At 64.2% G+C, this 20004-nt stretch carries 18 protein-coding genes; 7 read left to right on the top strand and 11 right to left on the bottom strand.

The annotated features are described in order from the left end of the window. A partial coding sequence (locus tag BA190_RS30200; RefSeq protein WP_068296953.1) for a DUF4239 domain-containing protein occupies positions 1 to 661 on the top strand: 661 nt, incomplete at its 5' end. 24 nt (positions 662 to 685) lie between these two features. Here BA190_RS30200 and BA190_RS30195 read toward each other — a convergent pair. The 10 genes from BA190_RS30195 to BA190_RS30150 form a co-directional block, all read right to left on the bottom strand. Continuing rightward, complete coding sequence (locus BA190_RS30195; RefSeq protein WP_082980140.1) at positions 686 to 1153, bottom strand: YiiD C-terminal domain-containing protein; 468 nt, start codon at positions 1151 to 1153, stop codon at positions 686 to 688. A 9-nt stretch (positions 1154 to 1162) separates the two neighbouring features. Beyond that, positions 1163 to 1771 (bottom strand): helix-turn-helix domain-containing protein, encoded by a 609-nt coding sequence (locus BA190_RS30190; RefSeq protein ID WP_068296948.1) that lies wholly within the window; start codon positions 1769 to 1771, stop codon positions 1163 to 1165. Between the two features lie 141 nt (positions 1772 to 1912). Beyond that, positions 1913 to 3154, bottom strand: a complete 1242-nt coding sequence (locus BA190_RS30185; protein WP_068296945.1) for a Zn-dependent hydrolase — start codon at positions 3152 to 3154, stop codon at positions 1913 to 1915. A 40-nt stretch (positions 3155 to 3194) separates the two neighbouring features. Next, complete coding sequence (locus tag BA190_RS30180) at positions 3195 to 3500, bottom strand: hypothetical protein (RefSeq protein WP_068296939.1); 306 nt, start codon at positions 3498 to 3500, stop codon at positions 3195 to 3197. A gap of 21 nt (positions 3501 to 3521) precedes the next feature. Beyond that, positions 3522 to 4115 (bottom strand): DUF1349 domain-containing protein, encoded by a 594-nt coding sequence (locus BA190_RS30175; protein ID WP_082980139.1) that lies wholly within the window; start codon positions 4113 to 4115, stop codon positions 3522 to 3524. 88 nt (positions 4116 to 4203) lie between these two features. Then, positions 4204 to 5658 carry a dihydropyrimidinase gene (gene hydA / locus BA190_RS30170; RefSeq protein WP_068296936.1) on the bottom strand — a complete coding sequence of 485 codons (1455 nt, stop codon included), beginning with the start codon at positions 5656 to 5658 and terminating at the stop codon, positions 4204 to 4206. A gap of 188 nt (positions 5659 to 5846) precedes the next feature. Beyond that, positions 5847 to 6845 (bottom strand): ABC transporter substrate-binding protein, encoded by a 999-nt coding sequence (locus BA190_RS30165; RefSeq protein WP_068296933.1) that lies wholly within the window; start codon positions 6843 to 6845, stop codon positions 5847 to 5849. A 53-nt stretch (positions 6846 to 6898) separates the two neighbouring features. Continuing rightward, positions 6899 to 8008 (bottom strand): ABC transporter permease, encoded by a 1110-nt coding sequence (locus BA190_RS30160; RefSeq protein ID WP_068296929.1) that lies wholly within the window; start codon positions 8006 to 8008, stop codon positions 6899 to 6901. After that, entirely contained in the window at positions 8005 to 8880 is an 876-nt protein-coding gene (locus tag BA190_RS30155) for an ABC transporter permease (protein WP_068296926.1), read from the bottom strand. The genes BA190_RS30160 and BA190_RS30155 overlap by 4 nt, the downstream gene beginning before the upstream one ends. Before the next feature lie 43 nt (positions 8881 to 8923). Then, a complete protein-coding gene (locus tag BA190_RS30150) occupies positions 8924 to 9760 on the bottom strand; it encodes an ABC transporter ATP-binding protein (protein ID WP_082980137.1) in 837 nt (278 codons plus the stop codon). A 503-nt stretch (positions 9761 to 10263) separates the two neighbouring features. Between BA190_RS30150 and BA190_RS30145 the strand changes: the two genes are divergently transcribed. Both BA190_RS30145 and BA190_RS30140 read left to right on the top strand, forming a co-directional pair. Next, positions 10264 to 10923, top strand: coding sequence for a dihydrofolate reductase family protein (locus tag BA190_RS30145; protein WP_068296968.1), 660 nt, complete (start codon positions 10264 to 10266; stop codon positions 10921 to 10923). Positions 10924 to 11269: 346 nt separating this feature from the next. Then, on the top strand, positions 11270 to 12871 hold the full coding sequence (locus BA190_RS30140; protein ID WP_068296924.1) for a phosphoenolpyruvate carboxykinase: 1602 nt from the start codon (positions 11270 to 11272) through the stop codon (positions 12869 to 12871). Between the two features lie 280 nt (positions 12872 to 13151). Here BA190_RS30140 and BA190_RS30135 read toward each other — a convergent pair whose 3' ends face one another. Continuing rightward, positions 13152 to 14144 carry an AraC family transcriptional regulator gene (locus tag BA190_RS30135; protein WP_068296921.1) on the bottom strand — a complete coding sequence of 331 codons (993 nt, stop codon included), beginning with the start codon at positions 14142 to 14144 and terminating at the stop codon, positions 13152 to 13154. A gap of 283 nt (positions 14145 to 14427) precedes the next feature. Here BA190_RS30135 and BA190_RS30130 point away from each other — a divergent pair, with 283 nt between their 5' ends. From BA190_RS30130 to BA190_RS30115, 4 genes are all read left to right on the top strand, one after another. Then, positions 14428 to 15195, top strand: coding sequence for a 3-hydroxyacyl-CoA dehydrogenase (locus tag BA190_RS30130; protein ID WP_068296918.1), 768 nt, complete (start codon positions 14428 to 14430; stop codon positions 15193 to 15195). 60 nt (positions 15196 to 15255) lie between these two features. Next, entirely contained in the window at positions 15256 to 16440 is a 1185-nt protein-coding gene (locus BA190_RS30125) for an acetyl-CoA C-acyltransferase (protein ID WP_068296915.1), read from the top strand. 156 nt (positions 16441 to 16596) lie between these two features. After that, positions 16597 to 18318: an AMP-binding protein gene (locus tag BA190_RS30120; RefSeq protein ID WP_068296912.1), complete on the top strand. Its 1722-nt coding sequence runs from the start codon at positions 16597 to 16599 to the stop codon at positions 18316 to 18318. A gap of 144 nt (positions 18319 to 18462) precedes the next feature. Continuing rightward, the gene (locus BA190_RS30115) at positions 18463 to 19959 is read left to right on the top strand and encodes a CoA-acylating methylmalonate-semialdehyde dehydrogenase (protein WP_068296966.1); all 1497 of its coding nucleotides are present in this window, start codon (positions 18463 to 18465) and stop codon (positions 19957 to 19959) included. Positions 19960 to 20004: the final 45 nt, after the last annotated feature.

Raw genomic sequence — 20004 nt, 5'->3', positions numbered from 1 at the left:
GGCCGAGCCACTTCCAATCCGTGAGTCGATCGTCGGTGTCTGCGCCACTATCTTCGGCCTGATGGTGGCCTTCTCAGCCGCGGGCCTGTGGGCCGATTCCCTCGCCGCCCGCAGCGCCGTCCAGCAGGAAGCCGACGCGGTCGAAAACGTCCTGGTGCTTTCCTCCGGACTTCCGGCCGATCTCCAGACCAGCGTGCGCGACGGCCTCAAGGCCTATGTGGCGCAGGTCGTCTCCGGCGATTGGCCGGCCATGGCCAATGGCGAGCGCATCGAAAGCCCGGTCTTCGATCGCTCCGGCGATATCCTCATCAACACGATCGGCCTCGTCTCGCGCCAGAACGGCGCGAATGCCCAGCCGGCCACCTATCAGCCCTTGGTCAATCAATTGCTGGCCGTGCGCCATGCGCGGCTGCTCCGGCTGTCGGCTTCCAACACCGGCATGAGCTGGGCCCAATGGATCGCGATCTGGATCATTTCGACGACGACCGTCGTGGCCATCGCCATCTGCAACAACCATGTCCCTCGCATGCAAATCCTCGCCACGCATATCTTCGTGGTGGTGGTGACATCAGCCTATTTCGTCATTCTCGCGCATGACCGGCCGTTCATGGGGCAGATCTCGGTGCAGCCCGCCGCCTTCCTGGCGGTGAGTAGCAATTGACGGCCTGCCGCGCTCCGGGCTGTTTCAACGGGCGAGCGCCGCGAAATCACCCTTGAAACGGGCGGCACAGCGGTCGCCATAGTCGATCTCGGCAAGGACCGGGATGCGCGCCTTGCCCCTGCGCGCGAAAGCCTCCAGCACATGCTCCCATTTTTCGGGTTCCGCCAGAACGGAACGGGCCGAAAAATCCCCCTCCACCGGCGCCAGATAATCCATGTGCACCGAGCCGACGACGAGGCTGCAGTCGAGCCCCGCGCCCTTGAGCTTGAGGAAGGCCAGCGACCAGGCGGCGAGCGTGGCCAGGGTCGCGAGGCTACCGCCGAAAGCCGTGCGGTGATGGTTGATATTGGCGGAAAGCGGGGCGCCAAGCCGCACGGAATCTGGTCCGATCTCGAGAACCCGGACCTGCATGGCCTGTGTCAGCGGAATATTGCCATGGAGATCGGCTTCAAGCTCGGCGGGCAGCAAGGCGGCCTCCTCGATATGGGTCACCCACCCGCTCTATCGTTCGCCGGCGGTTTTCTCAACTGCCGAAGCCTGCTCCTGCCAGCCGAGCAACGCCCGCCCCCGCGGCGACAGGCGATAGCCGACCTGGAGGCTCTCGGTAAGACCAAGGGCCTTGAGCTTGCGGATATCGAGCTTGAGGGCGGGTTTGTCGACGCCGAGTTGCCTGGCAATCTCGGCAGCGGTGATGCCGCCCTGCTTGGCGATCAGGCCAAGCACAGCCATTGTCCAGCCGCCGCCACGATGGTTACGGTCGAGCCTGGCGAGCGCGCCGCGCAGCATGGCGACGGCAGCCTCATCGAGATCGCTCTCGCCGCGCAAGACGATGCGGGGATCGTCTCCCACCCGGCGGAAGGCGATCCGGTAGAGCTGCCCTTCGGGCCTCAGGTCGCGTTCGAGGGCTTCGAGCGAGGCGAAGCCGGCCCTGGCAGCCTCTTCCTCGCTGAGGTCGGCGAGTTTGATCGCCTCTACCGCCTCGATGGCCAGGACGCCGACAGCAGTGGTGAGAGATCCACCGGCGCGCACGGTCGGCCTGGTCCAGCGCCGGAAGGCGAGCGTCACCATGCCGGCGGCAATGCCATCGAGCGCAGCCTGCTTGAACAGCATGTCTACCGTGCTCCAACACCATTGAGGACTGACGCAACTCGGAGCGCGGACTTTCAGTCCGCTCCTGAAGGCACCACGCTCTAGGAAGAAAGAAGTGGACATCGCGACATGCAAGCATGTCGCTGGGATGTCCGCGCTCCGTCAGCCCGCCAGCCGCCGGTCGTGCTCGATCACGGCATTGAGCAGCACTTGCGCCCCAGCCGCGCATTCGTCGAAAGAGGTCGACTCGGCCTCGTTATGGCTGAGGCCGCCCTCGCAAGGCACGAAGATCATGGTGGTCGGCGCAACGCGCGCGATATAGGCCGCGTCATGGCCGGCGCCGGACACCATGCGGCGCATGGCAAAGCCTGCCTTGTCGGCGCCGTGCTCGACGCATTCGATCAGCTCGGGCGCGAATTTCACCGCCGGCGAAATCCAGATGCGCTTTTCTTCATAGGCGAGCTTCATCGGCGGCAGCGCAGCCTCCAGGGCCGCCCGGAATTCCTGCTCCATCACCTCCAGCACTTCCTCGTCGGGATGGCGCAGATCGATGGTGAAGAAAACCTCGCCCGGCACGACATTGCGGCTGTTGGGCTTGTTCTCGATCAGGCCGACAGTGGCGACGCCCGGCTGGTGCTTCTGGCCGATGGCATCGACCGCCTCGATGATGCGGGCGGCGCCCAGCAGGGCATTCTTGCGCAGATACATCGGCGTGGCGCCGGTATGGGCATCCTGTCCGGTCACCGTGACCTCGTACCAGCGCATGCCCTGCACGCCGGTGACCACGCCGATCATCGTCTTCTCGTCCTCGAGGATCGGGCCCTGCTCGATATGGAGCTCGAACATCGCCTGGAACTTGTGGGCACCGGCCTTCTCGGTGCCGCGATAGCCGATGCGCTCCAGCTCGTCCTTGAAGCTGATGCCGTCGCGGTCGAGGCGCTCATAGGCATAGTCGGGCGTGAACACGCCGGCAAACACGCCCGAAGCCAGCATGGCCGGGGCAAAGCGGGAGCCTTCCTCATTGGTCCAGTTGATGATCTCGACGGGGGCATTGGTCTCATAGCCCTGCTCATGCAGGGTGCGCATCGCCTCCAGCGCGCCGAGCACGCCGAGCACGCCATCGAACTTGCCGCCGGTCGGCTGGGTGTCGAGATGAGAGCCCATGGCGATCGGCGGCAGCTCGTTGTTCCTGCCGGGGCGCACGGCGAACATGTTGCCGACTTCGTCGACGCTCACCGTGCAGCCGAGCGCCTCGCATTGCGCCTTGAACCAGTCGCGGACCTTCTTGTCCTCGTCCGACAAGGTCAGGCGCTTGATGCCGCCCTTGGCCGTGCCGCCGAACTTGGCGGTTTCCATCAGGCTGTCCCACAAGCGCTGCGGATTGATGTTGAGATTGGTGAGCATGGTGAGGCCTTTCTGAAGAAAACGGGCAGTTGTTCAAGGCTTAGTCCGAGACGGCGACCAAACGGCCAAAGATCCCTCCAGCCGTGATCCAACCATTGATACCCCCTCGGTTGTTGCCGATCTGGAATTGGCCGTCTCTAACGGCCTTTATGAGGTGCAGGTATTGCGCGCCACGCACACGACACAGGACAATATCCCCTTCGACGAGCAGGGCATGGTCGGCAATCGGAACGACGGTGCAGAGTTGACCGCTAGCGATTTTGCCTTTCATCGAAGCGCCGCGCGGACGAAATTGAACCGTCTCACCAGCCTGTAGTCGCTCGATATATCGGGTGGCCCAAGACACCGTTCTCTCCTTTCCGGGTGATCATGAGAGATCGTGCAGCGCCTTGCCGTTGGGCTGAGACAGGCGGAAATCAGAGAAGGAAACGGCAAGACCGGTCCTTTCCGGCGTACAGCACATCGGGCCAACCTGGTAGGAAGCGGCCTTCGGAAACGGCGCCAGCCGAACCAGCGGCCAGACTATCCCGTCCGTCGAATATTGCAGCCTGATTACCCCGTCTGCGACCGTGAGGCGCAGGCGAAAATCTCTCGAGTCACCCGGGAAAGGCCCGATGGCCCAATCCGACTGCCCCACCGTCAGCACGCTGCCGAGCATGGGCGCGTCGTCATTATATTCGATACCGGCCTTCAGCCAGGTCTCGTCATCGAGCCGGACCATCAGGCCGGCCTGGTCGTAGAGCGTCTCGAAACGGGCCCGAACGCGCAGTTCCGCTGTGAAATCGCCAGCGCTGTCGAGGCGGAAGAAATGGCCGCTGTGGCGGGTGAAGCCGTAATGCGTCTTGCGCCAGAAATCAGTGGCCTCGCCGGTGACGACCTCCAGGCGATCGCCGGCCAACGACCAGGACGGCGGCTCGTTGAGCCAGCTGCCGTGCTGGAGGGAAGTGGGAGGTGTTGGCATGGCAGGGTCCGAATGGGGGGCGGGTCTTCAGACCCGCCTGATATTTGACGCTAAGAGAAGATGGCGGGTCTGAAGACCCGCCTCCCAATTATGGCGTGACCTCGATACGCGAGACCGGCCTGGGCTTGCTGAGTTCCTTCCAGGTGGCGTTCGCCACTGCAGCGGCCGGGAACGGATCGCGCTGGATGAAGGCACCGTCGCCCTTCTGGAGCTGGACCTGCTTGTCCTTCCAGGCAATGCGCCCACGCGACAGGGTAATGATCGGCAGGCCCGTGCATTCATAGCCCTCGAACACATTGTATTCGACGCGGCTGAGCTGGGTCTTAGCCTTGATGGTCTTAGTGGCGGCGGGATCCCAGATGGTGAGGTCGGCGTCCGAACCCACGGCGATCGCGCCCTTACGAGGGTAGATGTTGAGGATGCGGGCGATGTTGGTGGAGGTCACCGCCACGAATTCCTCCTTGGTCAGGCGCCCGGTCTTGACGCCCGCCGTCCACAGCACCGGCATGCGGTCCTCGAGCCCGCCGGTGCCGTTGGGGATCTTGCGGAAATCGCCGAGGCCCATGCGCTTCTGTTCGGCCGTGAAGGCGCAATGGTCGGTTGCCACCACCTGGAGGGAACCCGAAGCCAGGCCAGCCCAGAGCGAATCCTGGTGCGACTTGTTGCGGAAGGGCGGCGACATCACCCGGCGGGCGGCGTAGTCCCAGTCCTTGTTCTGATATTCGCTGTCGTCCAGCACGAGATGCTGGATCAGAGGCTCGCCATAGACGCGCTTGCCGGCCGCGCGGGCCCGCGCGATCGCCTCATGGCTGTCACGGCAGGAGGTGTGCACGACATAGAGCTGGCTGCCCGCCATGTCGGCGATCATGATGGCGCGGTTGGTCGCCTCGCCCTCCACCTCCGGCGGGCGCGAATAGGCGTGGCCTTCCGGCCCGGTGACGCCCTGGTCGATATAATGCTGCTGCAGGCGGAAGACGATGTCGCCATTCTCGGCATGCACCAGCGGCAGGGCGCCGAGGCCGGCACAGCGGCTGAAGGAGTGGAACAGCTCGTCGTCATTCACCATCAGCGCGCCCTTGTAGGCGAGGAAGTGCTTGAAGGTGTTGATGCCGTAGGTCTTCACCACGGTGTCCATCTCGTCGAAGACCTGTTTGTCCCACCAGGTGATCGCCATGTGGAAGGAGTGGTCGGCGACCGCCTTCTCGGCCTTGTGGCGCCATTCCTGATAGGCAGCCAGCAGCGACTGGCCGGGCGCGGGCAGGCAGAAATCCACCACCATGGTGGTGCCGCCGGACAAGGCGGCGCTGGTGCCGGATTCGAAGTCGTCGGCCGACACGGTGCCCATGAACGGCATTTCGAGATGGGTATGCGGATCGATGCCACCCGGCAGGACGAAGCAGCCATCGGCATCGATGATTTCGGTCCCTGCCGGCGCCGACAGCTTCGGACCGATCGCCAAAATGGTTTCGCCGTCGATCAGCACATCGGCTTGCCTGGAATGATCGTGGTTCACCACGACACCGCCACGGATCAGGATCGGCATAATAGTCCTCCAATAAACCTGGGAGCGCGGACGTCCTCGTCCGCTCTTCCTTTCCTGCAAGCGCCTCGTTTTCAAGAGCGGACGAGGACGTCCGCGCTCCCAGGAAAATTATCGCGGCTGGGGCAGCGCAATGTCATCCGCCCCAGCCTTTCAGGTCGCCCCTCCCCTTAGGAAAAGGGCGCTACCCCTCACAGCTTCTTCATCGCGTCGGTGACCGCCGAGCTCCAGCCGCCCACGGGAGCCTTGGTGATGGCCGGGCTGTCGCCACCGGCGCCGAGAAGCGTCTTGACTGTTCCCTCCGCAGCGGCCGGGTCGAGCGTGCCGTCGGAGCCTTCGGTCAGCTTGTTGACCTCGGCGATCATGTGGGTCTGGTGCACCTCGGTCTGCGCACCGGAGGCATCATTGTCGAGCACGATCTTCACGGCCTCGTCCGGATGGGCCCTGGCATACTCCCAGCCCTTCATCGAGGCCTTGACGAACTTGGCCATGGTTTCGACGAACTTCGGATCCTTGAGCCTGTCTTCCATGACATAGAGCCCGTCCTCCAGCACCGCCACGCCCTGGTCGGTGTAGTTGAAGACGGTCAGGTCCTCGGCCTTCACGCCGGCCTCGATCACCTGCCAATACTCGTTATAGGTCATGGTGGAGATGCAGTCGGCCTGCTTCTGCAGGAGCGGATCGACGTTGAAGCCCTGCTTGATCACCTTGACGCCGTCGGCCGAACCGTCGAGCTTGAGGCCGAGCTTGCCCATGAAGGCATTGAACGGATATTCGTTGCCGTAGAACCACACGCCGAGCGTCTTGCCCTTGAAATCGGCCGGCGTCTTGACGCCGGATTCCTTGCGGCAGGTCAGCTGCAGGCCGGAGCGCTTGAAGGGCTGGGCGATGTTGACGAGACCGACGCCCTTCTCGCGGGCGGCGAGGGCCGCGGGCATCCAGTCGACGATCACGTCGGCCTGCTTGTTGGCGATCACGGTTTCCGGCGCGATGTCGGGACCGCCGGGGGCCACGGTGACGTCGAGGTCGGCCTCCTTGTAGAAACCCTTGTCCTTGGCGACGAGATAGCCTGCGAACTGCCCCTGGACCACCCATTTGAGCTGCAGCGTGACCTTGTCGGCTGCCTGTGCCGCGCTGATCGCGCCAAGCCCGAGCGCGAAAGCGACGCCGACCAGTAGTGCCTTCTTCATTCCGTCCACTCCTCTGTTAACCAAGTTTTCTTCTTAAAAAACCCTTCCCTGCGTCACGCGCGCCGGTAAGAGGGATGCCAAAACGTCACCGCCCGCTCGACGAGGGCGATGAGACCGTAGAATAGGGAACCGGCCACCATGGCTACCGCGATCTCCGCCCAGACGATGTCGGTCTGCGACAACGCTGCCTGGGTATTGATGCGAAAGCCCATGCCGATGGTGGGGCCGTCGAAATATTCGGCCACGATGGCGCCGATCATCGCCAGGGTCGAATTGATCTTCAAGCCGTTGAAGATGAAGGGCATCGCGGCCGGAAGCCGCAGGCTCACCAGCGTCGACCAATAGCTGGCGCCGTAGGAGCGCATCAGGTCGCGCTCCAGGGCTCCGCTGGCAGCCAGGCCCGCCACCGTGTTGACCAGCATGGGAAAGAAGGTCATCGCCACCACGACGGCCGTCTTCGAAGGCCAGTCATAGGTGAACCACCAGATCATGATCGGTGCGATACCGACGATGGGCAGGGCCGAGACGACATTGCCGAGCGGCAGCAGGCCCCTGCGCAGGAAGGGGATGCGGTCGGCCACCAGCGCCACCAGGAACCCCGAGCCAGAGCCAATCAACCAGCCGAGCAGGACTTCGTGCAGGAAGGTCCAGACGAAGTCGGTGGCGAGCGTATTGACCTGCGCCACCAAAGCCTGACCGATGGCGGAAGGCGGCAGCAGGATGATGGGAGAGATGCCGAAACCGACGACCAGCCACTCCCACAGGAGCAGTAGTGTCGCGCCGAACAGGATCATCGGCGCCAGATTCCGCCAGCGCGAGGTGCGGCGGCCATCACCGGTATTGGCGATCACATCGACCATCATCCACGCGGCAAGCCACAATCCGATCGCCTTCAACCAGAAATCCCAACCGGCGGCCCCGGCAACGCCCGACGAGTGGACGATCCAGGTCAACGCGATCGCAGCGAGCACCAACAGGCCCAGCAGAATGCCAGGCCAACCCATATAATGCCGTTGCATCGGAGCGAATAGAAAGGCCGCTGCGGCCAGATAGACCATTCCTGCTTGAAAGAGTGGTATCGCGGCGCTGTTCATGCCGAAGAGAGCGCTGAGGCCGATCAGCAGCCCGGCAAGGAACAAACCGCGCGATTGGAAAGCCGTCATGCCTGCTCTCCCTTCACGCCCATTCTCGCCAAGGTGCGCCGTTCGATCAGGCCGATCAGCCCGATCAGGGCAGCCGAGAGCAGCGCGGCAGTAAACAAAGCTGCCCACAGCACCAGGCGCAGATTGTTGTACTGGTAGCCCGCCAGCAGGCGCGAGCCGAGGCCGCCCTGGGCGCCCGTCGGCATCTCGGCGACGATGGCGCCGACGATGCAGCCGGCGATGGCAATCTTCAGGCTGGCGAACAGATAGGGCGTCGCCGCCGGCCAGCGCAGCTTCCAGAAGGTCTGCCATTTCGAGGCGTCATAGGTGCGCATCAGATCGAGCTGCATCAAATCCGGCGACATCAGTCCCTTCACCATGCCGACCGTCACCGGGAAGAAGCACAGATAAGTGGCGATCAGGGCCTTCGGCACCAGGATCGGCGCGCCGAGCCGGCCGGTGATCGCGGTCAATAGCGGCACCAGCGCCAGGATCGGGATGGTCTGGGAGACGATCACCCAGGGCATCAGGCTCTGGCGCATCGAGCGGTAATGCACGATCAGCACCGCCAGCACGATACCGAGCACGGCGCCGAGCACGAAACCCGACAGCGCCGAGGAGAGCGTAATCAGGCCATGATAGACCAGGCTGCGGCGCCCCAAAGGCGGCTCGAAGAACAGGCCCTGCACCATTGCCATGACGATCTGGTGCGGCGCGGCGAGATTGCCGTCCGGCAAGTTGATCGCGGCGATGAACTGTTCGATCAGCGGGCGGCTGGCGGCATCGGGCATGGCGCGCGCAAGAGCGGACCCATTCATCGGCAGGCAGGCGAGATACCACAGCGCGAAGATCGCAAGCACGACCACCATCACCGGCCCGGTCTTGCCGCTCATCAGGCGGCTCCACAACGAAGGCGCCATGCGGACGGATAGAACCTCAGTCGTCATAGGAGTGCCCCGCCCTGAGGCCGTCGCGCACGCGGTGTGCCACTTCGAGGAATTCAGGCGTCTCGCGGATATCGAGCGTGCGGTCTCGCGGGAAGTTGCAGTCGATGATGTCGATGATGCGGCCGGGCCTGGGCGACATCACCACGATCTTGGTGGAGAGGTAGACGGCCTCGGGGATGGAATGGGTGACGAACACCACCGTCTTCCTGGTGGTGCGCCACAAATGCAGGAGCTGGTCGTTGAGCTTGTCGCGCACGATCTCGTCGAGCGCTCCGAACGGCTCGTCCATCAGCATCAGCTTGGGATCGAAGCACAGCGCCCTGGCGATCGAGGCACGCTGCTGCATGCCGCCGGACAATTGCCAGGGAAACTTCTTCTCGAAGCCCTTGAGATTGACCAGTTCGAGATTGCGGGCTGCCCTCTCCTTGCGCTCGGCGGCGGGAAACCCCATCACCTCCAGCGGCAGCATGACGTTGCGCTCGATGGTGCGCCAAGGATAGAGCGCCGGCGCCTGGAAGACATAGCCGTAATGCCGCCCCAACCGTGCCTGTTCCGGCGTCAGCCCGTTCACCTTGATCGAGCCTGAGGTCTGGCGTTCGAGATCGGCGATGACGCGCAGCAAGGTAGTCTTGCCGCAGCCGGAGGGGCCGATGAAGGAAACGAAATCGCCTTCGTTGACGGTGAGGTTGACCTTGGAGAGCGCGTAGACCGGCCCGTCGCCGGTATCGAAGGTCAAGGAAAGATCCTCGACCGCAATCACAGGCTCGCCGGCGGCCGTTCGTTCCCTTACGGCACCAAGCTTCCGATCCACGCCCTCAACCTGCATGCCGGCCCTACCTCTGGTTCGTCCCCGGCGGACACGGTGAACCGTTCCGCCCTGCTCGCCCCCGTTCACAGCAATGATCGTGCCACCGCGACGGGAGTCTCTATTTTATCACGTTACCGGCTCGCCGCCCCGGTTGGAATATTTCAAACCGAGCCGATTGCCACTTGCGAGCAAAAAAGCGGGATCGTCTCCTGCTCTTCACCGCTCCCGAGGGCAACCCCGGATTGCCCGTGCGGCTGGCAGCAATATTGACCTTATGGACAAAAAATAGGCAACCCCATTTGGAAGAGATTTAAGGAAGCCATCATCCACATCGCCGCCCCGCTTTCCCACCGAGGCCGGCCGCCCGCTTCTTGATTGCCAGGGAGCTTACGCGTGCAAAGCAAAATATGTCGCTCCTTGTCGGCGGAGGCCTTACCCGACCGTCCTTGGGGCAGCACGCGATGCAGCCCCCCGGCATTGCGGCCTCCATCCATACCACGGCAATCAGAGGACATCTTCTCATGCGCAAGATCATCGGCGGCATATTCCAATCCCTCGACGGCGTGATGCAGGCCCCGGGTGGCCCGCCGGAGGATCCGACCGGCGGCTTCGAATTCGGCGGCTGGTCCGCGACCTTCTGGGACGACAAGATGGGCGCCGCGATGGGTGGCTTGTTCGGCGGCCCCTTCGACCTGCTGCTCGGGCGCAAGACCTATGAGATCTTCGCGGCCCATTGGCCTTTCGTCGGGCCGGAGGACCCGATCGGACCGGCCTTCACCAACGCCTCCAAATATGTGGTCACGCGCGGCAGCGAGCCTTTCGAATGGCGCAACAGCCATCGTCTCACCGACATCGCCGCCGTCGGCAAGGTAAAGGAAGGTAGCGGCCCTGACATCCTGATCCAGGGCAGCACGACGCTCTACCCCCAATTGCTGGCTGCAGGCCTGATCGATCGGTTCTTCGTGATGACCTTCCCGGTGGTGCTCGGCAAGGGCAAGCGCCTGTTCGGGGCCGGCACGCCGTCCGGCGCCCTAAAACTGACCAGCCATGACGTGTCGAGCACGGGGGTCGTGATCGCCACCTATGAGCCGGCCGGCCCGGTGCCAACAGGCACCTTCGAGCTGGCCGAACCGAGCCCGGCGGAACTCAAACGTCGCGAGCGCCTGAAGCGCGAAGGCTAGGGCTGGACAGGTTTTTTCGGCATCGTGCGCGGGCGCAGCCGGAAATCACAACGATCTCTCCAAGTATTGGGCAGCCTCGAGGCGTTCGCCGAACTTTCCGCGAGCGCCATTTCCTGCCATTTGTCATAACAATACCGATACCGACCGCGACTTTTCCGTCGATGCATTCTGTCGCAACATTCGCTGACACGTCCACGGGTCTGCCGTGCTAAGGTCGCATTTGAATGGGAAGCAGCCGCCCTCCCGCCGCCTCTCGACGCGGCGATGAATGATTGTTGCGGTACTGCCCGTGAGAACAGGGCCGGGCCATGAAGCCTGGAGACCGGCAAATATGAGGAAGCGTGATATGAAACTTCATGTTGTGGAAGGCGGAGCCAAGGACGAGATCGAGCCGATCCAGTTCAACAATCTCGGCGCGCTCCACGCCAATCTCGACGAACCCGCGCTCATCGAAGTCGCGATTCGCCGCGGCGAGGGCCTGCTCAGCCCCGGCGGCGCCCTGGTCGTCGATACCGGCAGCCATACCGGCCGCTCCCCGAAGGACAAGTACATCGTCCGCGAGCGCGAGACCGAGGACAGCATCTGGTGGGCCAACAACAACGCGATCTCGCGCGGTGCCTTCGACACCCTGCTGGCCGACATGCTCTGGCATGCGACGGAAAAGCAGCTCTTCGTACAGGACCTGCACGCCGGCGCCGACGAGGACAACGGCATCAAGGTCAAGGTCTACACCGAGCTTGCCTGGCACAGCCTGTTCATCCGCAATCTGCTGATCCGTCCCTCCGCCGATGACCTGGCCGGTTTCTATCCCGACCTCACCATCATCGACATGCCGAGCTTCAAGGCCGACCCCGCCAAATACGGCCTGCGCTCGGAGACGGTGATCGCCTGCGACTTCACGCGCGGCGTCGTCCTGATCGGCGGCACGGCCTATGCCGGTGAGATGAAGAAGTCGGTATTCTCCTATCTCAACTACATCCTGCCCGCACGCGGCGTGATGCCGATGCATTGCTCGGCCAATGTCGGCCCCAGCAGTGTCTCGGCCCTGTTCTTCGGGCTTTCCGGCACCGGCAAGACCACCTTGTCCGCCTCCCCCGACCGTTCGCTCATCGGCGATGACGAGCATGGCTGGGGCCCGGACGGCATCTTCAACTTCGAGGGCGGCTGCTACGCCAAGACCATCAACCTCGACAAGCAGGCCGAGCCGCAGATCTTTGCCGCCTCCCAGCGCTTCGGCGCGGTGCTCGAGAATGTCGCGATGAACCCGATCACGCGCAAGCTCGACTTCACCGACGGCCGCAAGACCGAAAACACCCGCGCTGCCTATCCGCTGCATTTCATCGAGAATGCCTCGCCGACCAGCGCGGCCGGCCATCCCGGCACGGTGGTGATGCTGACGGCAGACGCCTTCGGCGTGATGCCGCCCATCGCCCGCCTCACGCCGGAGCAGGCCATCTACCACTTCCTCTCCGGCTTCACCGCCAAGCTCGCCGGCACCGAGCGTGGCGTGACCGAGCCGCAGCCGACCTTCTCGACCTGCTTCGGCGCCCCCTTCATGCCGCGCCATCCGGTCGAATATGCCCGCCTGCTGAAGGAACTGATCGACAGGCATCAGGTCTCCTGCTGGCTCGTCAATACCGGCTGGACCGGTGGGGCCTATGGCACCGGGCGCCGCATGCCGATCAAATGGACCCGCACTTTGCTCAACGCCGCCCTCGACGGCAGCCTCGAAAGGGCCAAGTTCCGCACCGACCGCCATTTCGGCTTCCAGGTGCCGACCGCGGTGGAAGGCGTGCCGAGCCATGTGCTCGACCCCTTCAAGTCCTGGGCGGACAAGGCGGCCTATGAGAACCAGGCCCGCAGGCTGGTGGGCATGTTCACCGAGAATTTCAAGCAGTTCGACGTGGCAGCCGACGAGACGACCATGAGCGCCGCGCTCGGCGCCTAAGCTGTCGGGCCGAGGCCTACTTCTTCCTTGGGGGCGCGGTCGTCCGTGCCCCTGGGAAAGCCATGTTCACGAAAGCTCGGCATTCCGAGGTTTGGTATCACGCTAAGACGCATAGCGTTCGACCTTCGGGTCAGTTGAGACGCCGTCATTCCCGGCGTCGCCAAAGGCGACGGGAAGGGAATCTAGGGGCTGAAAATCAGAGCTCGTGGCCCTGGATTCCCTTCCCCTCGCTGCGCTCGGCCGGGAAAGACAGGTCAGGCTTAATGCAGCTTGGTTTCACTCATCGTGTCCGGCGCGAGCGGCGGAACTCGCCCGGGCTCATGCCGGCCCATTTGTGGAAGGCGCGGTGGAAGGCGCTCGGCTCGGTATAGCCGAGATCGGCAGCAACATGACCGACGGGCTTGGCCGTGCGAAGCAGCCAGTCGAGAGCCAGCTTGCGGCGGATCTCCTCCTTGATCTCGGAGAAGCTCTCGCCATCGCTGGCCAGATGGCGGCGCAAGGTCGGTTCGGACAGGTTCAGCTTCACGGCCATCTGCGCAAAGGAAGGCCATTCGGCCGGGGGAAGCTCGCGCAGCAAGCGCCGCGTGGCGGCAGCGGCACCGCGGTCATAGCGATAGCGCCCCAGAATGTTGGCCGGTGCCCCGGTGATAAAGCCCTGCAGCGTCTTTTCGGTCTGGCGCACCTTGAGCGCCAGCATGTCGCGGTCGAAGACCAGCATGGTTTCGGGCCGCTCGAAGCTGACGGGGGTGCCGAAGAAATCGCGATGCTCCTCTCGTCCGACCGGCAGGGGCCCGCGATAATGCAACTCGCGGATCTCGAGCTGGCGCTTGACCAGCCAGCAGACGACGCCGTGCAGCAGCAGGAAATAGGTGCGATAGGCAAAGGCCGGCCGGGGCGCCGAGGTCTCGCGCAGGATCACGCTGGCGCGCGCCTCCTCGATAACCAGTTCCCCCTTGGGTTCGGCGAGCACCAGGTTGAGAAAACGCAGGCTGCGCCTGACGGCGTGCTCCAGCGTCTGGCTGGAAATCACGGCGTGGCAGAGCATGGCAAAGCTGCCCGGCGCCATCGGGCGCGCACCGAAGCCGAAATATTCGCATTGCATGATCTGCGCGATGCTGAGCCAGAGGCGGCCATATTGCTCGGCCGAGAGACGAAAGCCCGGCAGGTCGAGATCGCTCTCGCCGAAGCCGCCCGCCTCCAGCGCCGGCGCAAGATCGAAGCCGCCGCGCCGCAGAGGATCTAGCGTATCCTGGATGAAGCCGAGGCCGATCACGGATCGCGTCCCACGAATGAAGGCGAACGATCGGTGTGTCGATCTCCAGATCGACATTCTGTCACTCGGCAAAGACGTCGTTGCCAAGACGGTCGATCTGGAGATTGACCCTCCAATTCCGCGCCAAATCTTGCAAAGTTGGCGTGCATACCCATCCCGACAATATGGCAAAACCGATCACGCTTTTAAGCATGAAGGGTCATCGAATGCCACTGCCCACGCGCGTAATATCATCGGCAAAGACAACGGTCCTCAAAGGACCGAACGGGGAGAGTTCCGCGCCATGCAGATCCAAGACCGCGTCTTCCTGGTGACTGGTGGAGCATCCGGGCTCGGTCATGCGGTGGCCGCCGAATTCGTCCACCGCGGCGGATGCGTCCTGCTCTGCGATCTCAATGCCGAAGCCGGAGAGAAAGCCGCCGCGGCGCTGGGATCCACGGCCCGCTTCCAGCGCACCGATGTTGCCAACGCGGAGGATGGCCAAGCTGCCGTGCAGGCCGCCCTCGAAGCCTTCGGCAGGCTCGATGGCCTCGTCAACTGCGCCGGCGTCGCCCCGAGCGAGCGCATCGTCGGGCGTGACGGTCCGCATGATCTCGATCGCTTCGCCCGCACCATCCAGATCAATCTCGTCGGCACCTTCAACATGACGCGCCTTGTCGCTCGGGCGATCTCCACCAATGCGCCCGGCGAGGACGGCGAGCGCGGCGTCATCGTCAATACCGCCTCGATCGCAGCCTATGACGGCCAGATCGGCCAGGCCGCCTATGCCGCCTCCAAGGGCGGCGTCGCCAGCCTCACTTTGCCGGCAGCCCGCGAACTCGCCCGCTTCGGCATCCGGGTCGTCGCCGTGGCGCCCGGCGTGTTCGAGACCCCGATGATGCAGGCCATGCCGGAGGAAGTCAGGACATCACTGGGTGCGACCGTGCCCTTCCCGCCCCGGCTCGGCCACCCGCAGGAATTCGCCGCGCTGGTCTGCCATATCGTCGAAAACCGCATGCTCAACGGCGAAATCATCCGGCTCGACGGCGCCCTGCGCATGGCGCCGCGCTGATCGGCCACACATATCGCCGAAATCGGCGTAAAATCCTCCTTCGCAGAAAGGGACCTCGAGATGAATGACCCTGTCGTGATCGTCGGTTCTGCGCGGACCCCGCTCGGTGGTTTCCAGGGCGCCTTCTCCAGCCTCCCGGCAGCACGCCTCGGCGCGGCCGCCATCTCGGCCGCGGTGTCCCGGGCCGGGTTGCCTGCCGATGTGGTCGAAGAAACCGTGTTCGGCTGCGTACTCAGCGCCGGCCAGGGCCAGGCCCCGGCCCGCCAGGCTGCCCTCGGCGCGGGCCTGCCGATTTCGACGCCCGCCACCACCGTCAACAAGATGTGCGGCTCGGGCATGCAGGCCGCCATGCTCGGCCATGACCTGATCGCCGCCGGCACGGCCGGCGTGGTGGTGGCCGGCGGCATGGAGAGCATGACCAACGCACCCTATCTGCTCGACCGGGCTCGCAGCGGCTATCGCATGGGCCATGGCAGCGTGAAGGACCACATGTTCCTGGACGGGCTGGAGGATGCCTATGAGAAGGGACGGCTGATGGGCACCTTCGCCGAGGATTGTGCTGAGGCCTATCAGTTCACCCGTGAGGCACAGGATGAATTCGCGCTGCGATCGCTGAGCCGAGCCCAGGCCGCCATCCGCGACGGGCGCTTCGACAACGAGATCGTGGCCGTGACCGTCGGCTCGGGCAAGACGGAGCAGGTGGTCGGCGTCGACGAGCAGCCCGGCAAGGCCCGCCCCGACAAGATCCCGACGCTGAAGCCGGCCTTCCGCGAGGGCGGCACGGTGACGGCGGCCAATTCCAGCTCGATCTCCGACGGTGCCGCCGCCTTGGTGCTGATGCGCCGCTCTCAGGCTGAAAAACGTGGCCTCAAGCCGCTCGCCGCGATCATCGGTCATGCCAGCCACGCCCAGGAGCCTAATCGTTTCGCCACCGCCCCGATCGGCGCCATGCGCAAATTGTTCGAGCGCACCGGATGGTCGGCGGGAGACGTCGACCTTTTCGAAATCAACGAGGCCTTCGCGGTGGTGACCATGGCGGCCATGCGCGATCTCGACCTGTCTGGAGACAAGGTCAACGTGCATGGCGGCGCCTGCGCCCTCGGCCATCCGATCGGCGCCTCGGGTGCCCGCGTGCTGGTAACGCTGTTGGCCGCCCTCCAAAGCCATGGACTGAAGCGCGGCGTCGCCAGCCTGTGCATCGGCGGCGGCGAGGCAACCGCCATGGCGGTGGAGCGGCTGGCTTGAACGAGGAATAGACAGCTTCGTCATTGCGAGCGCTGCGCAGCAATCCAGGAGCCACAAGACAAAAGTCTGGATTGCTTCGCAGCGCTCGCAATGACGACCGAACGATCAACGAAGATAAGGGCACATTCATTGTGCTCGGCAAGCGAGGAAACTTTCATGCCCGATTTTCGGCAGGCTCGTGACTTTCTGCTCAAGCATCGCACCGATTACGAGACCGCGCGCGCCGGCTTCCGCTGGCCCGATAGCGCCGGCTTCAACTGGGCACTCGATTGGTTCGACGCTGAGCTTGCCACAGCCGCCGAAAGCCGGGACCGCACGGCCCTGTGGATTGTGGATACGGCAAGCAGGACCGATACTAGGCTCAATTTCGCCGAGCTCAGCCGCCGTTCCAACCAGGTCGCGAATTTTCTCAGCAGCATTGGCCTGAAGCGCGGCGACCACGTCCTGGTGCTGCTCGGCAACGTGCCGGCAATCTGGGAGACGACGCTGGCGGCGATCAAGCTTGGCCTGATTCTCATTCCCGCCACCACGCTGCTTACCCCTGACGAACTGGCCGATCGTTTCGATCGCGGCAAGGCCCGCGCCATCATCGCCGAGCGCGACCAGCTCGCCAAATGCGAAGGCGTAGCGCCACCGGAGGTGAAGCGCATCGTCGTTGGCGCTGGTGGCGAGGCAGGCTGGATCGCCTACGCCGAAGCCTTCGACCAGCCCGCCGCCTTCACGCCCGATAGTCCGACCCATCCCGACGACCCGCTGCTGCTCTATTTCACCTCCGGCACCACGGCCAAGCCCAAGCTGGTACGCCATTCCCAGCGCAGCTATCCCGTCGGCGCGCTCTCGACCATGTACTGGCTCGGCCTGCAGCCGGGCGACATCCATCTCAACGTCTCCTCGCCAGGCTGGGCCAAGCACGCCTGGAGTTCGTTCTTCGCGCCCTGGAACGCCGGCGCCACGGTGCTGGTGGTCAACCAACCGCAATTCAGCGCCAAGGTCCTGCTGCGGGAACTCGAACGCTGTAAGGTCACCACGCTCTGCTCGCCGCCGACTGTCTGGCGCCTGCTGATCCAGGAGGATCTCGCCGCCTACAAGGTTTCGCTGCGCGAGGTGTGCGGCGCCGGCGAGCCCCTCAATCCGGAAGTGATCGAACGGGTTCGCGATGCCTGGAGGCTGACCATCCGCGACGGCTACGGCCAGACCGAGACCACGGCCCAGATCGCCAATTCGCCCGGACAGCCGATCAAGATCGGCGCCATGGGCCGCCCCCTCCCCGGCTACGACATCCGCGTGCTCGATGCCGATGGCAAGCCCGCCACGGAAGGCGAAGTCTGCCTGCCGCTCGGCGACAACAGGCCGGCCGGCCTGATGCAGGGCTATCAGGGGACGGACGGCAAGCTCAGGGGTTTGGAGGAGGAGGTCTACCGCACCGGCGACGTCGCCTTCCTCGACGAGGACGGCTATCTCACTTTCGTCGGCCGCTCCGACGACGTCTTTAAGTCCTCAGACTACCGCATCAGCCCCTTCGAGCTCGAAAGCGTGCTGATCGAGCACGAGACGGTGGCCGAGGCGGCCATCGTGCCGGTGCCCGATCCCATTCGCCTGTCGATCCCCAAGGCCTATGTGCTGCTGGTCGGTGCGGCCACGCCGTCACGCGAAACGGCGCTGTCGATCTTCCGCTACACCAATGAGCGGCTTGCCCCCTTCAAGCGCATCCGCCGCATCGAATTCGTCACCGAACTGCCCAAGACCATCTCCGGCAAGATCCGCCGCGTGCAGTTGCGCCGGCTGGAGGTGGAGGGCGATACGCAAAGCGCGTTCCGGGGTCTTGAATTCGCCGAGACCGATTTCCCGGAGATGGCATCGGAGAGGAAGCGCGCATAGGGTTAGGGGTGGGCGAGATGGAAACGTTGACGAGGATACTTGGCACTTGTGCCCCCTCGCCCCGTTCCTACGGGGCGAGGGAGGCGGTTGGCGTTGCGCCAAACAGGACAGACCGATTTTCAAATCACGATGAAGGACCAAGCCATGCGACAGATCGGACATTTCATCGCCGGCAAGCGCGTCGAGGGCACCAGCGGCCGTTTTGCCGATGTGTTCAATCCCACCACCGGCGACGTGCAGGCCAAGGTGGCGCTCGCCAGCGCAGCGGAAATTCGGGCGGCTGTCGAGAACGCCCGTGAGGCCCAGGCGGTCTGGGCGGGCTGGAATCCGCAACGGCGCGCTCGCGTGCTGATGCGCTTCCTCGAACTGATGCGCGACGAGCATGACAGTCTGGCCGAGCTTCTGGCGAGCGAGCATGGCAAGACCGTGCCGGATGCCAAGGGCGACATCCAGCGCGGCCTCGAAGTGGTGGAGTTCGCCATCGGCGTCCCGCATCTGCTCAAGGGCGAATATACCGAGAGCGCCGGCACGGGCATCGACGTCTATTCCCTGCGCCAGCCGCTCGGTGTCGTCGCCGGCATCACGCCCTTCAACTTTCCGGCCATGATTCCCTTGTGGAAATGCGCGCCGGCGCTCGCCTGCGGCAATGCTTTCATCCTCAAGCCGTCGGAGCGCGATCCCTCCGTGCCGATCCGTATCGCCGAGCTCTTCGTCGAGGCCGGCCTGCCGGCAGGCGTGTTCAATGTCGTCAACGGCGACAAGGAAGCGGTCGACGCCATCCTCGACGACGAGGACATCCGGGCCGTCGGCTTTGTCGGCTCGACCCCGATCGCCGAATATATCTATGTCCGCGCCGCCCAGACCGGCAAGAGAGCCCAATGCTTCGGCGGCGCCAAGAACCACGCCATCATCATGCCCGATGCCGACATGGACCAGGTCGTCGATGCCCTGATCGGCGCCGGCTACGGTTCGGCAGGCGAGCGCTGCATGGCGATCTCCGTCGCCGTTCCCGTCACCAAGGCCACGGGCGACGCGCTGATGGAAAAGCTGATCCCGCGGGTGGAATCGCTGAAGATCGGCCCCTCCAATGACGGTTCTGCCGATTACGGGCCGCTCGTCACCCGCGAGGCGGTGGAGCGCGTCAAGCGCTATGTCGAGATCGGCATCAACGAGGGCGCGAAGCTGGCTGTCGACGGCCGCAATTTCCGCCTGCAGGGCTATGAGAACGGCTTCTTCATGGGTGGCTGCCTGTTCGACGAGGTCAAGCCCGAGATGACCATCTACAAGGAAGAGATCTTCGGGCCGGTGCTATCCGTGGTGCGCGCCGACACCTACGAGGAAGCACTCGCTTTGCCGACTAAGCACTCCTATGGCAACGGCGTGGCGATCTTCACGCGCGACGGCGATGCTGCCCGCGACTTTGCCGCCAGGGTCAATGTCGGCATGGTCGGCATCAACGTGCCGATCCCGGTACCGATCGCCTATCACACCTTCGGCGGCTGGAAGCGCTCGGGCTTCGGCGACCTCAACCAGCATGGTCCTGACTCGATCCGCTTCTACACCAAGACCAAGACGGTGACCTCGCGCTGGCCGAGCGGCATCAAGACCGGCGCGGATTTCTCGATCCCGACGATGCGGTAATGGCTTTGCCCTCCCCCTCCAGGGGAGGGTAGGAAACAAGGCGAC

The organism is Labrys sp. WJW (assembly GCF_001676615.1).
Taxonomy (GTDB): Bacteria; Pseudomonadota; Alphaproteobacteria; order Rhizobiales; family Labraceae; genus Labrys; species Labrys sedimenti.
This window is presented reverse-complemented; position numbering and strand designations above follow the sequence as displayed.